The following is a 19916-nucleotide window of genomic DNA, read 5'->3' on the forward strand; positions in this document are numbered from 1 at the left end:
CACCGAGTGGTGGGGCAAAGACCTTTTGGTTACTTTTGGGGCGTTTGCCAAAAGTGACCCGCTGTAAGAGCGGAACCATAAGCGGCCGTTACCGCAGCAACGGATATGTACACGGTCCATTACAAACAACTCAAACCCCACACAACGAACGCAGTAACCCGGTATCCAAATGCCGCTCTACCAGATCCGCCAACCGCTCAATATCCCGCTCCCGCAACCCGTGATAATCCACCTCTTGCACATCTTCCAACCCGGCCCAACGCAACAAAGCACTACAGGCCGCCGGAGCCTCAAACAATCCATGCAAATAGGTCCCAAGGATCTGCCCATCCTCACTCTGAGCCCCATCCAGGCGCCCATCGTCCAACTGCACCGCAGCCCGCACCAAGCCAGCGCCACTGGTTACACCCGCGTGGATCTCATACCCACTCACCTCGGCCTCCTCCAGCAACAACCGCCCCCGCACGTTACGCAGCTGCTTCTCCTCCTCCAGGGTCGTACTGAACGCCAACAACCCCAGCCCAGCGCTAGAACCACAAGGCCCTTCCAACCCCAGCGGGTCATGCACCTGCTCCCCGAGCATCTGCAACCCACCACAAATCCCCAACACCTTCCCGCCATAACGCAGATGCCGAGCCACCGCCGTATCCCACCCGTTGGCCCGCAAATACGCCAAATCACTGCGCACACTCTTCGAGCCCGGCAAAATAATCAGGTCCGCCGCAGGAATCGCCTGCCCCTGCCCCACAAACTGCAAATCCACCTGCGGGTGCAAGCGCAACGGATCAAAATCCGTGTGATTACTGATCCGCGGCAATACCGGCACCACCACCTTGAGCACTTGCGCCGCCTTGTCGATCTGGCGCTGGTCGATACCGTCCTCAGCCTCCAGATGCAGATCCATCACATACGGCAACACCCCCACCACCGGCTTGCCCGTGCGCGCTTCCAGCCAATCCAGCCCCGGCTGCAACAGCGCAATATCCCCGCGAAACCGGTTGATGACGAAACCTTTGACCCGCGCCTGCTCGGTCGGCGACAACAATTCCAGCGTACCTACCAGGTGCGCAAACACTCCGCCACGATTGATGTCGGCAATCAGCAGTACCGGGCAGTCCACCGCCTCGGCAAAGCCCATGTTGGCAATATCATTCGCCCGCAGGTTGATCTCGGCCGGTGAACCCGCACCCTCGACCATCACCACCGGATACGCCGCACTCAAGCGCGCGTGGGAGGCAAGCACCGCCTGCATCGCGATGGCTTTGTAGTCGTGGTAGGCCACCGCATTCATGGTGGTCACGGCGCGCCCATGGATAATCACCTGGGAGCCCGTGTCACTGTTGGGCTTGAGCAATACCGGGTTCATGTCGGTATGGGGCGCCAGGTTCGCGGCCTGGGCCTGCACCGCCTGGGCCCGGCCGATCTCGCCGCCTTCGGCAGTCACGGCGCTGTTGAGCGCCATGTTCTGCGGCTTGAAGGGCACCACCGGGATGCCCTGGCGCACCAGCCAGCGGCAGAGTGCGGTCACCAGCGTGCTTTTGCCGGCGTCAGAGGTGGTGCCCTGCACCATCAAGGTACTCATGAGGCTTCCTTGTAGGCCTTCAGTGCCTGTTCCAGCCGCAACCAGTCGGCCTCGGTATCCGGCAGGCCGAAACGCAGGCTGCTGTTGTCGACAAACAAGCGCAGCAGAATGCCGCGCTGGGCCATGAATTCATGCAGCTGCTCAGCCCGGTCCGTGATCATCCACTGAAACAACGCGCAGCCGCCCTGGGGCCGCAAGTCGTGGCGTTCAAGCACATCAAACAGGCGCTGGCTGGCCGATTCGCAACGCAGCCGCTGTTGCGCATGGCCGGCGGTATCGCGCAGGCATACGTGCCCAAGCACCCGCGTCGGCCCGCTGACGGCCCACGGCCCCACCTGTTCGGCGAGCAGCTTGAGCAGCTTGCGCTCGGCCAGCACGAACCCCAGCCGCACTCCGGCCAGGCCAAAGAATTTGCCGAACGAGCGCAGCACGATCAGGCCGACTTGATGGGCCTGGCCCGCCAGGCTCAGTTGCGGGGTGATGTCCATGAAGGCTTCATCCACCACCAGCCAGCCGCCGCGTTGGGCCAGGCGAGCATGCCAGTCCAGCAGGCGTTGCGGCGTCAGGCTCAGGCCGGTGGGGTTGTTGGGGTTGACCACCACCAGCACGTCGAGGCTGTCGAGGAAGAAGTCGACTTCCTGCTCCAGCACTTCGCGCACGATGTAGCCGGCGCGACGCCAGGCTTCTGCGTGTTCGGCGTAACACGGCGACAGCACACCGACCTTGCCGGCCCGGCGCAGGCGCGGCAATAACTGGATCGCGGCCTGGGAGCCGGCCACCGGCAATACATGGGGCGTGCCGTAATATTCACAGGCAGCCTGCTCCAGACCGTCGTCGTTTTCAGGCAGGCGCGCCCAGGCCCGCAGCGGGATTTCCGGAATCGGAAACGGCCATGGCGCCAGGCCGCTGGACAGGTCCAGCCAGTCTGCTTCTGGAATGCCGTACTGCATCGCCGCCTTGCGCAAGCGGCCACCGTGCTCAAGCATAAAACTCAGCCCCCACACACAGGATCAGCAACCACAGCCACACGCCGCGTTGCACCAGTTGCCAGCCACGCTCGATGGAATCCGCATCCGCCGGCGGGCCTTCGCCCAGTGGCGGGCGCTGGTGCAGCTCACCGTGATAAATCGCTGCACCGCCCAACTCCACGCCAAGGGCACCGGCACCCGCAGCCATCACCGGGCCGGCGTTGGGGCTGTCCCAGGTCGGGCCCTGGGTGCGCCAGCATTTGAGAGCCAGGCGGGTTTTGCCCAGCAGCGCGTAGGTCAACGCCACCAGGCGTGCGGGAATGTAGTTGAGCACGTCGTCAATCTTCGCCGCGGCCCAGCCAAAACGTTCAAAGCGCTCATTGCGATAGCCCCACATAGCGTCCAGGGTGTTGCTCAGACGATAGAGCACCACGCCGGGCACGCCAGCGACCACAAACCAGAACAAGGCGGCAAATACCGCGTCGCTGCCGTTTTCCAGCACCGATTCGGTGGCTGCACGGGCGACTTCGGTGCGATCCAGCTCGCTGGTCTGGCGGCTCACCAGATAGCTGACACGCTTGCGGGCCTCGTCCAGATCATCACTGCGTAACGCTTGCGCCACCGGCAGCACGTGTTCGCCGAGGCTGCGCATGCCGAGGGCGCAATACAGCGCGAGGATTTCCAGGACCCAACCGATGTAAGGCGCCCACGAGAGGGCCGTGGCCAACAGGGTCAGCGGCACCACCGCAATCACCCATGCGGTAACGCCATGGCTGCGCCAGCCACGGCCGCCGGAGTTGAAACGCTGCTCGATACGCCCGGCAAAATTACCGAACGCCACCAGCGGATGCCAGCGCCTGGGCTCGCCCAGCAGCGCATCCAGCGCCACGGCAGCGACACTCAGCAAGGCCACACTCATTGACTCACTCCCCAAACATTCTCGTACAACATGTCACTCAGCGGCCGTGGTTCGGTCCAGCCTTCGAGCTGCAACATCGGTGCCGGGTAGAACTCGGCCACCGGGCCCAGGCACAACACGGCCAACGGCTTGGCACCGGGCGGCAGGCCCAGCAGATCGGCCAGGGCCTGGGGCTCGAACAGCGAGACCCAGCCCATGCCCAGCCCTTCGACACGAGCCGCCAGCCATAGATTCTGAATCGCACAGGACAACGATGCCATGTCCATTTCCGGCAAGGTGCGGCGCCCGAAGATATGCCGCTCGCGGTCGTCCATCAAGGCAGCCACCAGCACTTCGGCGCAGTCGTTGATGCCTTCGACCTTGAGCTTCATGAACTGATCGGAGCGCTCGCCGAGAGCCTCGGCGGTGCGTACGCGTTCTTCTTCCACTAGCTGCTGGATCTGGCCGCGCAGGTTGCGGTCGCTGATGCGGATAAAACGCCAGGGCTGCATCAAGCCGACGCTCGGCGCCTGGTGCGCGGCTTGCAGCAGGCGATGGAGCAATTGCGGCGCCACGCTGCCACCGCTGAAGTGCCGCATGTCGCGGCGTTCGGCGATGGCACGGTAGACGGCTTCGCGGTCGGCTTCCGGAAAGGCGTTGTCAGTCATGGCCTCATCGCGGGCAAGCCCGCTCCCACAGTAGATTGCGTTTCAACTCGGTCAACTGTGGGAGCGGGCTTGCCTGCGATGGCAGTCTCAAGGCTTGGCGCAAACAAGGCAGCCACCGCCATCGGGTTGGACGGGAAGTAAAAGTGCACATAGGAAGCCGTCATCCGGCCCTGACGATAAACCGCCTCGGCACCGCGCCCGCCATTCGGGCTCAGGCCCCGGGCAATCGGCTGCCACTCGGTGCTGGTCAGCGAGTGATGGTAGGTGTGACCGCGCAAGAGGCCTTCGGGCAGTTCGACGTTTTGCAGGGCCAGTGCCGCCAGACGCTTTTGCATCACGGCGTCGCCCTGGAGCAGGCCGACCAGTTCGGCACGGGTGCCGTCGACATCGGTGAGTGAGTCCAGCAGATAGAGCATGCCGCCGCATTCGGCCAGCAGTGGCTTGCCAGCAGTGTGGTGGGCGCGGATGGCGTCGAGCATCGCGGTATTTTCCGACAGCGCCTGGTGATGCAATTCCGGATAACCGCCGGGCAGGTAGAGGCTGTCAGCTTCGGGCAATGCACGGTCACGAATCGGCGAGAAGAAGCGCAGCTCGGCGCCCATCGCTCGCAACAGGTCGAGGCTGGCGCCGTAGGTAAACGCGAAGGCTTCGTCGCGGGCCACGGCGATGCGCACGCCGGCCAGCAACGGTTGGGCCTCGATCACCTCGGGCGCAGCGAATTCCACCGGCGGTGGCAGCGCTACCTCACAGCTGCTGCCCAGGGCCTGGGCGGCGGCGTCGAGGCGCAAGTCGAGGTCGTTCAATTCGCTGGCCTGCACCAGGCCAAGGTGGCGGCTGGGCAATTCGATCCCGGTTTCCCGGGACAGTGCGCCGTACCAGCGCAGGCCTTCGGTCAGGCTGCCTTCAAGCAGTTGCGCATGGCGCAGCGTGCCGACGCGGTTGGCCAGCACGCCGGCAAACGGCAGGTCCGGCTGGTAACGCGCCAGGCCCAATGCCAGGGCACCGAAGGTCTGGGCCATGGCCGTGCCATCGATGACCGCCAGTACCGGCACGCCAAAATGCCGCGCCAGGTCGGCGCTGGACGGCGTGCCGTCGAACAGGCCCATCACGCCTTCGATCAGGATCAGGTCGGCTTCCCCCGCCGCTTCCCACAGCAATCGGCGACTTTCCTGCTCGCCGACCATCCACATGTCCAATTGATAGACCGGCGCACCACTGGCGCGCTCGTGGATCATCGGGTCGAGAAAGTCCGGGCCGCATTTGAACACTCGCACCTTGCGCCCCAGGTTGCGGTGCAAACGGGCGAGCGCGGCGGTGACGGTGGTTTTGCCCTGGCCGGACGCCGGTGCGGCGATCAGCACAGCAGGACAGTGACGGGGCTGATTCAAAGTTCGATGCCTTTCTGCGCCTTGATACCCGCCTGGAATGCATGCTTGAGCATGCCCATTTCAGTCACGGTGTCGGCCATTTCGATCAATTCGGGTTTCGCGCCACGGCCGGTGACCAGCACGTGTTGCATCGGGGGGCGGGCCTGCAGGTCGCTGAGTACCTGGTCCAGGTCGAGGTAGCCGTGCTTGAGGGCGATGTTCAGTTCATCCAGCACCACCAGGCCGATGGCCGGGTTCTGCAGCATTTCCCGGGAGACCGCCCAGGCGGCTTCGGCGGCCACGATGTCGCGGGCACGGTCCTGGGTTTCCCAGGTAAAACCTTCGCCCATCACGTGGAAGCGCACCTGCTCGGGGAAACGGCGGAAGAACAGTTCTTCGCCAGTGCTGTTGCGGCCCTTGATGAACTGCACCACGCCACACTGCATGCCGTGGCCCATGGCCCGGGCGAGCATGCCAAAGGCCGAGCTGCTCTTGCCTTTGCCATTGCCGGTAAGCACCAGCAGCAACCCGCACTCGTTCGGTGAATTGGCAATGCGCTCGTCAATCACGGCTTTTTTGCGCAGCATGCGCGCCAGGTGGCGTTCGTCACGATCGGGGGATTCAGTCATGGCAGCTCTCCGTTGGGGCTGGACAAAAACGGCGGGCAGGAAAAAGACACATACAGACAGCCAAGCATCGCCCACCGTGATGCTGTTGGATGGATCAGGCCGGTCTCCGGGCTCATGAGTGGCATTGGATGCCGAAGGTGCGCCTTCCCATATCGCGGGCGATACAGTGGCTTAAGGCACCGTCTTGACTCATTTACCGTTGCGGGGGCAGCGCCGGGATCGTGGCAGCACTGTAGAAAAATGCGCTCACTCACCGGCTTCCCTGTTTCACTCAGTCGGCGCGTACGCCACAGAGCACCTGAAACAAGCCGCGAAGGTTAGTGGGTTGGGGGTGGAGCGTCAATTAAAGCCGGACATGCGCGTGAACCATCGGGCCGCTGCGCGCCTCTACCGCTACAGGTATTAAGGAGAAAACCATGCACAAGACCCGACTTGCCCTACTGATCATGCTCGCCGGCACCCTCGCCGCCTGCGGCGAAAGCTCTACCCTGCAAGTGTCCGACGGCACCGGGCCCTCGCCCAAACTGCCGGAACCGAATAAAACCCTGATCCCCACGGTGAATATCGCCCCGGCCATCGGCTGGCCCGAAGGCACCAAGCCAACGGCGGCGGCAGGCACTCAAGTAGCGGCGTTTGCCGAAGGCCTGGACCATCCGCGCTGGCTGTATGTGCTGCCCAATGGCGATGTGCTGGTGGCAGAAACCAATGCGCCACCCAAGCCGGACGATTCCAAGGGTATTCGTGGCTGGGTGATGGAGAAAGTCATGGGCCGCGCCGGGGCCGCCGTGCCGAGCCCCAACCGCATCACCCTGCTGCGGGACGCCGACCACGACGGCATAGCCGAAACCCGCACGGTGTTCCTGGAGAACCTGAACTCGCCGTTCGGCATGACACTGGTGGGCAGCGACCTGTATGTGGCCGATTCGGACAAGCTGCTGCGCTTCCCCTATCAGCCAGGCGAAACCTCGATCAAGGAAGCCGGCACCACGGTGACCGACTTGCCGGGCGGCAGTATCAACCATCACTGGACCAAGAACGTGGTCGCCAGCCAGGACGGCAGCAAGTTGTACGTCAGCGTGGGCTCCAACAGCAACGTCGCGGAAAACGGCCTGGAAGCCGAACAAGGCCGCGCCGCGATCTGGGAAGTGGACCGTGCTACCGGCCAGCACCGTATCTTCGCCTCCGGCCTGCGCAACCCCAACGGCATGGCTTGGGAACCGCAAAGCGGCAGGCTGTGGACGGCGGTGAATGAGCGCGATGAAATCGGCAGCGACCTGGTGCCGGACTACATCACCTCGGTCAAGGATGGCGCCTTCTACGGTTGGCCATTCAGTTACTACGGGCAGCACGTGGATGTGCGGGTCACACCGCAGAACCTGGACCTGGTGGCCAAGGCGATTGCCCCGGATTATGCAGTCGGCCCGCACACAGCCTCGCTGGGACTGACCTTTGCTGATGGCAGCAAGTTACCGGCGCAATTCAGCAATGGCGCGTTTATCGGCCAGCATGGTTCGTGGAACCGCAAGCCACACAGTGGCTACAAGGTGATCTTCGTGCCGTTTGAAGGCGGCAAACCCAAAGGCCAGCCGGTGGATGTGCTGACCGGGTTCCTCAATAGCGATGAGAAAGCCATGGGCCGCCCGGTCGGCGTGGTGATCGACAAGCAGGGGGATTTGCTGGTGGCGGATGACGTGGGGAACAAGGTGTGGCGAGTGTCGGCGGCTAAATAGCCAGCTTCGCAAACACCGCAAAACAAATGTGGGAGCGGGCTTGCTCGCGAATGCAGTGTGTCAGTCAGCTTGTTGTCGACTGATCCACCGCATTCGCGAGCAAGCCCGCTCCCACATTTGGTTTCGTGTTTTCCTAGGGGTTTCGTGCCAGGTGCTCGGCTGGCAACACACGCTTGGCGCTCAGGTAGGCGTTTTGCCAATAGGCTTTGGACAGCGTGTCCAGCTTCACCGTACCGCCAGTTTGCGGCGCATGCACAAAGCGCCCTTCTCCCACGTAGATCCCGGCGTGGCTGACCTGCGAGCCGCCACCGGTGGCGAAGAAAATCAGGTCGCCGGTCTGCAGGTTGTTTTCGCTCACGTCCTGGGCGCGCATCACGATCAGCTCGCGGGTGGTACGTGGCAAGGAGATGCCCGCCGCGTCACGGTAGACGAAACCGATCAAGCCACTGCAATCAAACCCCGAGTCCGGCGTGTTGCCGCCCCAACGATAAGGCGTGCCGACCAGGCCCAGCGCACGAAAAAGCACGTCTTCGGCCGCAGGCGAGAAACTTTGGGTGGCATAGGTGTTGAACACCGGCTTGGGCTTGACGGCCACGGGAGCAGGCGGAGGACGACTTGCGCAGGCGCTGAGCAGCGCGGCGCAAACGAGAAGAATTAGGCGGGCCGAGGTCGACATGGGCAGAACAATCCTGATCTGGATGCGGCTTTCGCTGCCGAACGTTGAAAAACAGAACGCGCAAGCAAAGCTCGCGCGATCAATTTACAACAATGTCCAGGGATTCTAGCGCTTACACGTCAAACTTCAAGTATCACTTTAACTTTACTTGCTGGCGGTAACGGTAGTCGGGGCCATCGCCAGGGCGCGCTTGGCTTCGATAAAGGTTTTGCTCCAGTAGCTGTCACCCAGGTTGTCGACTCGCACACCACCGCTGCGGCGGCTGCTGGAGTGGATAAACTGGTTGTCGCCCAGGTAGATACCGGCGTGGCTGACACGACCACGGCCAGCCGTACTAAAGAAAAGCAGATCACCGGGCTTGAGGTTGTTCCGCGCGACCAACGGTGCATCCACGTTGATCATTTCGCGGGTGGAACGCGGCAGGTTCATGCCGGCTTCCTCGCGGAACAGGTAGCCGATGAAACCGCTGCAGTCGAAACCGGCTTCAGAGGTACCGCCGAAACGGTAACGGGTACCGATCAGGGACATGCCGCGTTCGAGAATGCTGTCGGCCAGAACGGGAAGCTGGTAAGGCTTGGCGCCGGCGAAGTCGGCGAGTTCTTTTTCAGTTGCGATCTCTTCCTGATAAACAGTGGAAGACTGCGACGCAACGAATTTTGCCTGGGACTGCTGTACTGGTTTTTGCTGCTCAGCCACGTTTTGAGTGTGGGTGGCGCAACCAAACAACAGGGTAACGAGTGCGAGAGGCACGAGGGGTGCGAAGCGATTTAGCATGGGCACGACCGTGGCTGATGTGTAAAGAAGCCGAGACTATGCCTTCTATCACATCGATTTGCAAATTCAATCGTGATCTATGTGACTTCTTGTTTGGACTATGACATCTAAGCCCTTAACACCCTATGCCAGCCATTTGCGTGGCCAAAACGGCCCAAACGCAGGTTTTCTGGCGCCTGTAATTTGCCGAAAGCCCCGGTTTTAAAGGGCTGGCTACCAGCCCAGGGTTTCTTTGAGGAAGGGAATAGTCAGCTTGCGTTGGGCTTGCAAGGAAGCCTGGTCGAGCTGTTCGAGCAAGTCGAACAATGCGCTCATGCTGCGTGTACCGCGAGTGAGAATAAAATGCCCGACTTCATCGGTCAGGTGCAACCCGCGGCGCGAAGCACGCAGTTGCAGGGCCCGCAGTTTGTCTTCGTCGGACAACGGGCGCATCTGGAAAATCAGCGCCAGGGTCAGCCGCGACTTCAAGTCCGCCAGCTTCACCGGCAGCTCACGTGGCGAGGTGGAGGCGGCAATCAACAAACGCCGGCCGCTGTCACGCAAGCGGTTGAACAGATGGAACAGTGCCTCTTCCCAATCTGCCCGCCCCGCCACTGCCTGCAAATCGTCCAGGCAGACCAGTTCGTATTGTTCAAGGTTGTCGAGGATCTCGATACCGCGGTCCAGCAGCTCCGCCAGCGGCAGGTACACCGCCGGTTCACCCATCTGTTCGAAGCGCAGGCAAGCGGCCTGTAACAAGTGGGTACGCCCCACGCCGTGCTTGCCCCAGAGGTAGATCAAGCTTTCGGTCCACCCGGCGTCGGCTTCGCAGAGCCGCTCGACATAGCCGAGTGCAGCGGCATTGGCGCCTGGGTAGTAATTGATAAAGGTGGCGTCGTCACGCAGACGCACACCTAGGGGCAGCTGAATCGGTTTCATGCTGACTGAACGGTTCCAATCGAACCGTTAGTGACCTCTGTGTAAAGTTTGCAAAGTTTATACCCGTGACGCCGGGCGCACAATGCAGCAGACCACAAGCAAAATCAAAGGTTTGCGTTAACTTGTTGGATTTGGTGAGGAATGTTTGACGCAATGGCGAAACGCCAGAGCCGATAAATGACAAACCCGGCCTTGAGCCGGGTTTGTGACGCTGCGGTTATAACTCCGGTTCGTCGGTTCCGGCGTACATGTCCGAGTCCTTGTACAAGTCGTGCACATGGCGCACCAGCACCATGATCACCGCCGCCACCGGCAGCGCCAGCAGGATGCCGGTAAAGCCGAACAGCTCGCCGCCCGCCAGGATCGCAAAGATCACCGCCACCGGATGCAGGCCGATCCGGTCGCCCACCAGCAACGGCGTCAGCACCATGCCTTCCAGGGCCTGGCCGACCATGAACACCGCGACGATCCCGAGCATCGGGTACAGGTCGCCGTGGAACTGGAACAACCCGGCCACCAGCGCCGCACCGATACCAATCACGAAGCCCATATAAGGCACGATGGCTGCCAGGCCGGCGATCAGGCCGATCAACAGCCCCAGTTCCAGGCCGATCGCCATCAACCCCGCCGCGTAGATGATCCCCAGCGCCAGCATCACCAGCAACTGGCCACGGACGAAGGCGCCGAGCACCTCATGACACTCCTCGGCCAGGGAGACAATGCGCTCCTCACGGTCGCGCGGCAGCAGGCCGCGGATCTTGGCCATCATGATGTCCCAGTCCCGCAGCAGGTAGAACGCCACGACCGGGATCAGCACCAGGTTGGTCAGCCAGCCAATCAGCGCCAGGCTCGACGCCGTCGCCTGGCTCAGCACCACGCCGACAATGTCGGTGGTCTGGCCCATGTGCTCGCTGATGGCCGCCTTGACCTTGTCGAACTTCCAGAAGCCGTCTGCCAGCCCCAGCTTGGCCTGCGCCCACGGCATGGCCGTGTGTTGCAGCCAGTCGAGCATCTGCGGCGCCAGCTCATAGAGCTTGAACAGCTGCTTGGCCAACATCGGCACCAGCACCAGGACCAGCGCCGTGATGATCAAGGTGAACAACGCAAACACCGCCACCACGCCCCAGGTACGTGACAGGCCGATCTTTTCCAGGCGATCCACCACCGGATCGAACAGGTAGGCCAGCAGTAACGCGACCAGGAACGGCGTCAGGATCGAATGCAGCAGGAACACAAAAACGCACAGCAGGACAATCCCGCCAAGCCACACCCAACGACGCGTATCCGCCATAAACCACTCCCTCTGTTATTTGCTTCCTGCTTCTATATAAGAAGGAAGAACACTTACCAATGAAAACGTAGCTGCGGCGTCGGCTCGACCGGTGCCGGTTGCGCGCCTTCTACCACCGGCTGCGGAGCCGGAGCTTCACCTGCCGGGATTTCCTGCAACTTGGCCAGGCTCAACTGGGTGCGCAGCTGCTCGGCGCTGCCATTCACCCGATAAACGATGCGAGTGCCGTCCACGCGCACTGGCTGGGCACCGAACGGTTCCAGCAGATGGCCGAGGGCGGCGTAATGCTCGAGATTCATGCCCTGCACTTCCAGCAACTGATCACTGGTGGCAGCGCCGGCCTTGACCGCAAAGCGTGGTGCCAGGCGTTCGCTGACGGCCAGCAGCACGGCGTCAGCCAATGCGGCAGTATCAGTGCCGGTGGCGGTGCCCTGCTCGCTTTTATCCCCCAGCCACAGGCGCCATTTGGCCGACCATTGGCCGCCATCTTCGCGAGCATGCACCGCCAGCAAGGCATCGGCCCCATAACGCTCGGACGCGGCGCGCAGCGGTGTGGCGTCAGGGCTTTCAAGATTCGGGGCGGTGGCGACGATCTGTTCGTCCAGGTCACCCAATGGCAGACGCAGCGGCAAACCACGGTGCTGGGCCGCGCGGCGCAGCGGCTGGGCGACGGCCTGGCCATCACCGACCAGGCTGCTGCCTTCCACGGAGTCGTTCAGCCACCAACCGAGGATCGATGGCCGATTGCTGCCCCACAGCGCCAGGCCCGCGCCACGCAACGCGCGGTCGGTGCTGACCGGGTCGAAATCCACCTGCAGGCTTTCCGGCGGGCCGGCGTCGTAGCCATACTGACTGATGATTTGTTGCGGGTCTTTGCGGATCGCCGCCAGGCCCGGGCCATCGGCGGCCTTGGCGTCGCCGGTCAGGCGGATCACCAGGGTTTGCAGGGCACGCTGGGTCGCCTGGTCGCGCTCCTGAGGAGACTGACTGCTGACCGGCTCCAGCACCTGATAGAGACCATTGAGGGTTTCGGCATGACTCGCCAGGCTGACCAACGACAAGCAGCCCACAAAAAAATATTTACTCAGACCCATGAAAGAAGATTCCCGAACGGCAAATAAGCGGTTGGAACAGACCGCGTGAACACTGTTGAGCAAGGCTGTGACCACAGCGACCGGCAAAACATTCACAGGGTCTCGGCAAGTTTTTGTACTGTCATAACGATAGCGAGTTAAAGGCTATACCTTAATAGGGCCTGTGACCGACTCGATTAGCGATTTTTTTAACAGCTATTGCCCCTGCCCGTCGGCCCGAGGATGGCCGCTGCCCCTCAAGCCTGATAAAATCGCGCGCCTTCGCAGACCGTCAATGGCAGGCCGTGCTGAAACTTCAGGTTTCGGTACACCCGCCGCATTCGGTCGTTACCCCTGAATCCCCCCTAAAGGCCTGGATCATGAGCAAGCAACCCTCCCTGAGCTACAAGGACGCCGGTGTAGACATCGACGCCGGTGAAGCATTGGTCGAACGCATCAAGAGCGTCGCCAAGCGCACTGCGCGCCCCGAAGTCATGGGCGGCCTGGGCGGTTTTGGCGCCCTCTGCGAGATCCCGGCCGGCTACAAGCAGCCTGTATTGGTCTCCGGCACCGACGGTGTGGGCACCAAGCTGCGCCTGGCACTGAACCTGAACAAGCACGACAGCATCGGCATCGACCTGGTTGCCATGTGCGTGAACGACCTGGTGGTGTGCGGCGCCGAGCCGCTGTTCTTCCTTGACTACTACGCCACCGGCAAGCTCAACGTCGAGACCGCTACCCAGGTGGTCACCGGCATTGGCGCTGGCTGCGAACTGTCCGGCTGCTCCCTGGTCGGCGGCGAAACCGCTGAAATGCCAGGCATGTACGAAGGCGAAGACTACGACCTGGCCGGTTTCTGCGTCGGCGTTGTCGAAAAATCCGAAATCATCGACGGTTCCAAGGTGGCTGCCGGTGACGCCCTGCTGGCCCTGCCATCGTCCGGCCCGCACTCCAACGGCTACTCGCTGATCCGCAAGATCATCGAAGTGTCCGGCGCCGACATCGAAACCATCCAGCTCGACGGCAAGCCCTTGACCGACCTGCTGATGGCCCCGACCCGCATCTACGTGAAGCCGTTGCTCAAGCTGATCAAGGACACCGGCGCGGTCAAGGCCATGGCCCACATCACCGGTGGCGGCCTGCTGGACAACATCCCGCGCGTACTGCCTGAAGGCGCCCAGGCGATTGTCGACGTGGCCAGCTGGCAGCGCCCGGCAGTCTTCGACTGGCTGCAAGAGAAAGGCAACGTCAACGAAACCGAGATGCACCGCGTGCTGAACTGCGGCGTGGGCATGGTCATCTGCGTGGCTCAAGAGCACGTTGAAAGCGCGCTGAACGTATTGCGTGAAGCCGGCGAACAGCCTTGGGTCATCGGCCAGATCGCTACCGCCCCTGAAGGCGCGGCTCAGGTTGAACTGAAGAACCTTAAGGCGCACTGATGCCTGCAACCTGTGATGTCGTGGTGCTGCTCTCCGGCACCGGCAGTAACTTGCAGGCCCTGATCGACAGCACGCGCGCCGGCGACAGCCCGGTGCGCATCGCTGCGGTGATTTCCAACCGCAGCGACGCCTACGGCCTGCAACGCGCCAGGGACGCAGGTATCGACACCCGCTCCCTGGATCACAAGGCTTTTGAAGGCCGCGAGGCCTTCGACAGCGCCTTGATCGAACTGATCGACGCCTTCAACCCCAAACTCGTGGTACTGGCCGGCTTCATGCGCATTCTCAGCGCTGACTTCGTGCGTCACTACAACGGGCGTCTGCTGAATATCCACCCGTCCCTGCTGCCAAAATACAAAGGGTTACACACCCACCAGCGTGCCCTGGAGGCCGGCGACACCGAGCACGGCTGCAGCGTGCACTTTGTCACCGAGGAACTCGATGGCGGGCCTCTGGTCGTACAGGCAGTAGTTCCGGTAGAGTCTGCGGACTCTGCGCAGACGCTTGCGCAACGGGTTCACGCCCAGGAACACAGGATTTACCCGCTGGCTGTTCGCTGGTTCGCTGAGGGACGGTTGATTCTTGGCGACCACGGTGCATTATTGGACGGTCAGTTACTTGCGGCCAGCGGCCACTTGATTCGAACCTAGGAGACTTTATGCGTCGCGCCCTGCTCTTCGCTTTTGCGCTGTTCGCCTTGCCTGCCGTGCAAGCGGCAGACCTTCACCCTTTCTCCGCCAGCTACACCGCCGACTGGAAACAGTTGCCCATGAGTGGTTCGGCAGAACGCAGCCTGACCAAGAATGACAACGGCAGCTGGACCTTGAATTTCAAGGCTTCCATGATGATCGCCAGCCTGACTGAAACCAGCGTGATCCGCTTCGACAAAGACGCCCTGCAACCGGTGAGCTACACCTTCGAACGCGGTGGCCTGGGCAAGACGAAGAAGATCAACCTCGACTTCGATCAGACGGCCAAGAAAGTCACCGGCTTTGAAAACAAGGACCCGGTCAACGTGGCCCTTCAAAGCGGCATGCTCGACAAGTCGACCTACCAGTTGGCATTGCAGCGCGATGTGGCAGCCGGCAAGAAAAGCATGAGCTACAACGTCGTCGAAGGCACTGATGTCGATACCTACGACTTCCGCGTGATCGGCCCGGAAAAGGTCCAGACCAAAGCCGGCTCCATCGATGCGATCAAGGTCGAGCGCGTGCGTGACCCGACTCAAAGCAAGCGCATTACCCAAATGTGGTTTGCCAAGGACTGGGGCGGCATCCTGGTTGCCCTGCGCCAGGTCGAGACTGACGGCAAGGAATACAACATCATGCTGCAAGACGGTACCGTTGACGGCAAGGCTGTCAAAGGCAGCTGATCCTCTGCGCAATGAAAGAGCCTCGCGTACGCGGGGCTTTTTTTCGCCTGTCGCCTGACGCCAACATGAAACTTTTGTCATAAAACTCAGCGCCCTGCGACGCAATGTCGCGGTTTCCGTGGGCTCGCGGGATTACTCCAGTTTCTGTAAAGGTGTGTTGCAATTCCTGGTTATTTACTTAGCAAGCTAACAAATCATATAACAAAGGCCTGCGACGCCTTGCCGCAGATCAACCAGAGATTGGAGCAAGCAGATGACTGTAAAAGTAACTGAACGCGACGATGAACATATGTCCCACGAAGCAGTAGCCCACGGGATTCACATCTGGGATGTACACCAGCAAGACCTGCTGGTCGGCATGTTTCACGACGAGGCCGAAGCTCATAATTATAAAAACGAGCTCGAGACCCTTGAGATGAAACGCCAGGCGCAAAGCTCCTGAAACTCTGAAATCCTGTAGATAACCAGCCCCACGCAGCTGGAGTGTCTATAAACACAAACCCCGCCTTTTGAGCGGGGTTTGTGTTTTGGGGGTTGGGGGTTGGGATTTTGGGGGCGCTTCGCGCCCCAGCGGGAGCAAGCTCCCTCGCCACAACAAGCCGTCTCGCCACAATGTGTGTTTCTAACGCATTACCACATCAGGTCGTCAGGGATCTGGTAGGCGGCGTACGGATCATCCTCATCCGGCACCTGGCTTTCGGTCAGCACGTTCATCTGGACGATGCGCTCCGGCGCCCGCTCCTGGATCTTCAGCGCGGCTTCGCGCGGGATCACCTCGTAACCGCCACCGTGATGCACGATCGCCAGGGAGCCGTTGCTCAGCTTGTTACGCATCAGCGTGTTGACCGACAGGCGCTTGACCTTCTTGTCATCCACGAAGTTGTAGTAGTCCTCGGTGGTCAGCTTGGGCAGGCGCGAGGTTTCGATCAATTGCTTGACCTGCGCAACGCGGGCCTTAGCCTCGGCCTTTTCTTGCTGCTGACGGTTCAGCTCCTGGTCGCGCTTGACCTTCTCGGCATGCGCCTGGATGGCCAGGCGCGCCTGGCTGTCGTCCGCTTCGGCCTGGCCTTTATGCACCAGGCGCTGCTGTTTCTGTTTCTCTTTGCCGACCTGCTTGGCCTGCTTTTGGTTGACCAGGCCTGCTTTGAGCAACTGGTCGCGAAGGGAAATGCTCATGGTGCTTACTCACTTGGGCAACGGCTCAGCCGCAGCTGGACAGATTCTTTTCCTGGCGTTTGGCTTCGCCCCACAGGGCGTCCAACTCTTCGAGGGTGCAATCTTCTATGGGACGGTGGGTCTCGCGCAATGCCTGTTCGATAAATCGGAAACGTCGTTCGAATTTAGCGTTGGCTAAACGCAAGGCTGCTTCCGGGTCGACCTGGAGGTGACGGGCCAGGTTGACCGCCGCAAACAGCAGGTCACCTACTTCATCGGCGATGGCTGCCGGGTCGTTATCGGCCATGGCTTCGAGCACTTCATCCAGCTCTTCGCGCACGTTATCCACCACGGGCAACGCGGCCGGCCAGTCGAAACCCACCTGCCCGGCGCGCTTTTGCAATTTGGCGGCGCGGGAAAGCGCCGGCAAGGCCGTGGGTACATCATCCAGCAAGGACAGTTGCTCCGGTGCGTCGGACTTTTCCGCACGCTCCTCGGCCTTTATTTCTTCCCAACGCTGCTTGACCTGCTCTTCGCTCAGCTGCGGAATATCCAGCGGCGCGTACAAGTCTCCCGTGGGAAACACATGCGGGTGACGGCGAATCAACTTGCGGGTAATGCTGTCGATCACCCCAGCGAATTCGAAGCGCCCTTCTTCCCGCGCCAGCTGGCTGTAATACACCACCTGGAACAACAGGTCGCCCAGCTCACCTTGCAGGTGATCAAAATCCCCGCGCTCGATCGCATCGGCGACTTCGTAGGCTTCTTCCAGGGTGTGGGGGACGATGGTGGCGTAGGTTTACTTGATGTCCCACGGGCAACCGTATTGCGGGTCGCGCAGGCGGTTCATCAGGTGCAGCAGGTCTTCAAGTGAATACATCAGTCTCTTTCCGCAGAAGTGGGAACGCTGAGGATCAAATGTGGGAGCGGGCTTGCTCGCGAAGGCGTCGTGTCAGTTGCCTGATATTTGACAGACACATCGCCTTCGCGAGCAAGCCCGCTCCCACATTTCAGTCCGCGCTCATCCAGCTACTCATGGCGTGCGATTACGCCGGGTCTCAATGATGTTCGGCAACTGGGAAATACGCCCCAGCAACCGACCCAACGCGTCCAGCCCCGGAATCTCGATGGTCAGGGACATCAGCGCCGTGTTGTCCTCTTTGTTCGAGCGGGTGTTGACCGCCAGCACGTTGATCCGCTCATTGAGCAGCACCTGCGACACATCACGCAGCAGCCCGGAACGGTCGTAGGCACGAATGATGATGTCCACCGGATAGGTCAACACCGGCACCGGGCCCCAACTGACCTGGATGATCCGCTCCGGCTCGCGCCCGCCCAGTTGCAACACCGAGGCACAGTCCTGGCGGTGAATGCTCACCCCGCGGCCCTGAGTGATGTAACCGACGATGGCGTCGCCCGGCAATGGCTGGCAGCAGCCGGCCATTTGCGTCATCAGGTTGCCGACGCCCTGGATCTGGATATCGCCGCGCTTGCCCGGCTTGTAGCCGGTGGCCTTGCGTGGAATCAGTTCCAACTGCTCGCTGCCCCGCTCCGGCTCAACCAGTTGTTGGGCCAGGTTGACCAACTGCGCCAGGCGCAGATCGCCGGCACCGAGGGCGGCGAACATGTCTTCGGCGATCTTCATGTTGGCCTTTTCGGCCAGCTTGTCGAAGTCCACCTGCGGCAGGCCCAGGCGTGCCAATTCGCGCTCGAGCAAGGTCTTGCCGGCGGCGACGTTCTGGTCGCGCGCCTGCAATTTGAACCAGTGGACGATCTTCGCCCGCGCCCTGGACGTGGTGATGTAGCCCAGGTTCGGGTTCAGCCAGTCGCGGCTCGGCGTACCGTGCTTGCTGGTAATGATCTCGACCTGTTCACCGGTCTGCAGGCTGTAGTTGAGCGGCACGATGCGCCCGTTGATCTTGGCGCCACGGCAGTTGTGGCCGATCTCGGTGTGCACCCGGTACGCAAAATCCAGCGGTGTGGCGCCCTTGGGCAGGTCGATCGCGTGGCCGTCGGGGGTGAAGATGTAGACCCGGTCAGGTTCGATATCTACCCGCAGCTGGTCGGCCAAACCGCCGATGTCGCCCAGCTCTTCGTGCCACTCCAGCACCTGGCGCAACCAGGAGATTTTCTCTTCGTACTGGTTCGACCCGGCCTTGACGTCGGTGCCCTTGTAGCGCCAGTGAGCGCATACGCCCAGCTCCGCCTCTTCGTGCATCGCGTGGGTGCGGATCTGCACTTCCAGCACCTTGCCCTCGGGGCCGATCACCGCCGTGTGCAACGAGCGGTAACCGTTTTCCTTGGGGTTGGCGATGTAGTCGTCGAATTCCTTGGGGATGTGCCGCCACAGCGTGTGCACGATACCCAGCGCGGTGTAGCAGTCGCGCATTTCCGGCACCAGCACACGCACGGCGCGCACGTCGTAGATCTGGCTGAAGGCCAGGCCCTTGCGCTGCATTTTGCGCCAGATGGAATAGATGTGTTTGGCCCGGCCGCTGATGTCGGCTTCAACGCCGGTGGCCTGCAGTTCCGTGCGTAACTGGCTCATCACGTCGGCGATAAAGCGCTCACGGTCCAGCCGCCGCTCATGGAGCAGCGTGGCAATCTGTTTGTATTGATCGGGTTCGAGGTAACGGAAGGACAAGTCCTCCAGTTCCCACTTGATATGGCCGATACCCAGGCGGTGGGCCAGCGGCGCGTAGATGTCGAACACCTCGCGGGCGACGCGGTTGCGCTTTTCGTCGTCGGCGGTTTTCACCGCCCGAATCGCGCAGGTACGCTCGGCCAGCTTGATCAAGGCGACGCGCACGTCGTCGACCATCGCCACCAGCATCTTGCGCAGGTTTTCCACCTGGCCCTGGGTGCCCAGCACCATCGACTGGCGCGGGCTGAGGCTGGCACTGATCGCCGCCATGCGCAGCACGCCGTCGATCAGCTTGGCCACCACGGTGCCGAAACGCTGGCTGACGGTGGGCAGTTGAATATGCCCTTCACGCACGCCGCGATACAGCACCGCCGCGATCAGCGAATCCTGATCGAGCTTGAGATCGGCGAGGATCTCGGCGATTTCCAACCCGGTGCGAAAGCTTGAAGTGCCTTCGGCCCACAGGTTCTTCGCCGCATTGTCTTGCTGTTCAGACTCACGAGCGAACTCGCAGGCTGCTTTCAAGGCTTCACGGTCCAGTGCCGGGTCGACACTGATGGCATGATCCAGCCATGCCTCGAGATTGATACTGCCGTCGGTGTTGATCGGCTGGTGTGCTCTCACCTGTACCATCTTGCTTACCTTCCCTACGACGCACCTTTTAGTGCGTCAAAATCATCGCTGACCTGCTTTACAAAAAAAGCTTGTGCACGCTCCCTGGCAGGTCACAGG

At 61.6% G+C, this 19916-nt stretch carries 18 protein-coding genes, 1 pseudogene and 1 riboswitch; of the genes and pseudogenes, 5 read left to right on the forward strand and 14 right to left on the reverse strand.

What is annotated here, in order from left to right; genetic code table 11:
• Positions 1–130: 130 nt before the first annotated feature.
• From AC3WKX_RS12955 to cobO, 6 genes are read right to left on the reverse strand one after another with little or no spacing between them, the layout of a single operon-like run.
• Positions 131–1582, reverse strand: coding sequence for a cobyric acid synthase (locus AC3WKX_RS12955; RefSeq protein WP_102606290.1), 1452 nt, complete (start codon positions 1580–1582; stop codon positions 131–133).
• The gene (gene cobD / locus AC3WKX_RS12960) at positions 1579–2568 is read right to left on the reverse strand and encodes a threonine-phosphate decarboxylase CobD (protein WP_102606289.1); all 990 of its coding nucleotides are present in this window, start codon (positions 2566–2568) and stop codon (positions 1579–1581) included. Before cobD ends, AC3WKX_RS12955 begins: the two co-directional genes overlap by 4 nt.
• Positions 2561–3469: an adenosylcobinamide-phosphate synthase CbiB gene (gene cbiB / locus AC3WKX_RS12965; RefSeq protein ID WP_087694822.1), complete on the reverse strand. Its 909-nt coding sequence runs from the start codon at positions 3467–3469 to the stop codon at positions 2561–2563. Before cbiB ends, cobD begins: the two co-directional genes overlap by 8 nt.
• Positions 3466–4116 (reverse strand): 5,6-dimethylbenzimidazole synthase, encoded by a 651-nt coding sequence (gene bluB, locus AC3WKX_RS12970; protein WP_003210753.1) that lies wholly within the window; start codon positions 4114–4116, stop codon positions 3466–3468. Before bluB ends, cbiB begins: the two co-directional genes overlap by 4 nt.
• A complete protein-coding gene (locus AC3WKX_RS12975; RefSeq protein ID WP_102606288.1) occupies positions 4113–5504 on the reverse strand; it encodes a cobyrinic acid a,c-diamide synthase CobB in 1392 nt (463 codons plus the stop codon). The genes bluB and AC3WKX_RS12975 overlap by 4 nt, the downstream gene beginning before the upstream one ends.
• Entirely contained in the window at positions 5501–6112 is a 612-nt protein-coding gene (gene cobO / locus AC3WKX_RS12980; protein WP_003210751.1) for a cob(I)yrinic acid a,c-diamide adenosyltransferase, read from the reverse strand. Before cobO ends, AC3WKX_RS12975 begins: the two co-directional genes overlap by 4 nt.
• Positions 6113–6192: 80 nt before the next feature.
• Positions 6193–6429, reverse strand: a riboswitch (cobalamin riboswitch).
• 99 nt (positions 6430–6528) lie between these two features.
• Between cobO and AC3WKX_RS12985 the strand changes: the two genes are divergently transcribed.
• On the forward strand, positions 6529–7842 hold the full coding sequence (locus AC3WKX_RS12985) for a PQQ-dependent sugar dehydrogenase (protein ID WP_102606287.1): 1314 nt from the start codon (positions 6529–6531) through the stop codon (positions 7840–7842).
• Between the two features lie 133 nt (positions 7843–7975).
• Here AC3WKX_RS12985 and AC3WKX_RS12990 read toward each other — a convergent pair whose 3' ends face one another.
• From AC3WKX_RS12990 to AC3WKX_RS13010, 5 genes are all read right to left on the reverse strand, one after another.
• Positions 7976–8518, reverse strand: a complete 543-nt coding sequence (locus tag AC3WKX_RS12990) for a C40 family peptidase (protein ID WP_003210749.1) — start codon at positions 8516–8518, stop codon at positions 7976–7978.
• Positions 8519–8662: 144 nt separating this feature from the next.
• Complete coding sequence (locus AC3WKX_RS12995) at positions 8663–9292, reverse strand: C40 family peptidase (RefSeq protein WP_003210748.1); 630 nt, start codon at positions 9290–9292, stop codon at positions 8663–8665.
• A gap of 213 nt (positions 9293–9505) precedes the next feature.
• Positions 9506–10210 carry a DnaA regulatory inactivator Hda gene (hda, locus tag AC3WKX_RS13000; RefSeq protein WP_003210747.1) on the reverse strand — a complete coding sequence of 235 codons (705 nt, stop codon included), beginning with the start codon at positions 10208–10210 and terminating at the stop codon, positions 9506–9508.
• A 217-nt stretch (positions 10211–10427) separates the two neighbouring features.
• The gene (locus AC3WKX_RS13005; RefSeq protein WP_003210746.1) at positions 10428–11501 is read right to left on the reverse strand and encodes an AI-2E family transporter; all 1074 of its coding nucleotides are present in this window, start codon (positions 11499–11501) and stop codon (positions 10428–10430) included.
• Positions 11502–11554: 53 nt separating this feature from the next.
• Positions 11555–12595, reverse strand: a complete 1041-nt coding sequence (locus AC3WKX_RS13010; protein ID WP_003210745.1) for a DUF2066 domain-containing protein — start codon at positions 12593–12595, stop codon at positions 11555–11557.
• Positions 12596–12954: 359 nt separating this feature from the next.
• Between AC3WKX_RS13010 and purM the strand changes: the two genes are divergently transcribed.
• The 4 genes from purM to AC3WKX_RS13030 all read left to right on the forward strand — a co-directional run bounded on the left by purM (position 12955) and on the right by AC3WKX_RS13030 (position 15827).
• Positions 12955–14013 (forward strand): phosphoribosylformylglycinamidine cyclo-ligase, encoded by a 1059-nt coding sequence (gene purM / locus AC3WKX_RS13015; RefSeq protein ID WP_003210744.1) that lies wholly within the window; start codon positions 12955–12957, stop codon positions 14011–14013.
• Positions 14013–14663, forward strand: a complete 651-nt coding sequence (gene purN / locus AC3WKX_RS13020) for a phosphoribosylglycinamide formyltransferase (protein ID WP_087694819.1) — start codon at positions 14013–14015, stop codon at positions 14661–14663. The genes purM and purN overlap by 1 nt, the downstream gene beginning before the upstream one ends.
• An 8-nt stretch (positions 14664–14671) precedes the next feature.
• Positions 14672–15385, forward strand: a complete 714-nt coding sequence (locus AC3WKX_RS13025; protein ID WP_003210742.1) for a DUF3108 domain-containing protein — start codon at positions 14672–14674, stop codon at positions 15383–15385.
• A 253-nt stretch (positions 15386–15638) separates the two neighbouring features.
• Positions 15639–15827: a hypothetical protein gene (locus tag AC3WKX_RS13030; RefSeq protein ID WP_003210741.1), complete on the forward strand. Its 189-nt coding sequence runs from the start codon at positions 15639–15641 to the stop codon at positions 15825–15827.
• A gap of 188 nt (positions 15828–16015) precedes the next feature.
• Here the strand turns inward: AC3WKX_RS13030 and AC3WKX_RS13035 are convergent, their stop codons facing one another.
• The 3 genes and pseudogenes from AC3WKX_RS13035 to relA all read right to left on the reverse strand — a co-directional run bounded on the left by AC3WKX_RS13035 (position 16016) and on the right by relA (position 19817).
• Positions 16016–16561 (reverse strand): DUF2058 domain-containing protein, encoded by a 546-nt coding sequence (locus tag AC3WKX_RS13035; protein ID WP_003210740.1) that lies wholly within the window; start codon positions 16559–16561, stop codon positions 16016–16018.
• Between the two features lie 25 nt (positions 16562–16586).
• Positions 16587–17420 (reverse strand): annotated as a pseudogene (gene mazG, locus AC3WKX_RS13040) (nucleoside triphosphate pyrophosphohydrolase).
• Positions 17421–17573: 153 nt separating this feature from the next.
• The gene (gene relA / locus AC3WKX_RS13045; RefSeq protein ID WP_003210738.1) at positions 17574–19817 is read right to left on the reverse strand and encodes a GTP diphosphokinase; all 2244 of its coding nucleotides are present in this window, start codon (positions 19815–19817) and stop codon (positions 17574–17576) included.
• Positions 19818–19916 lie beyond the last annotated feature (99 nt).

Source organism: Pseudomonas sp. GP01-A4 (genome assembly GCF_058780865.1).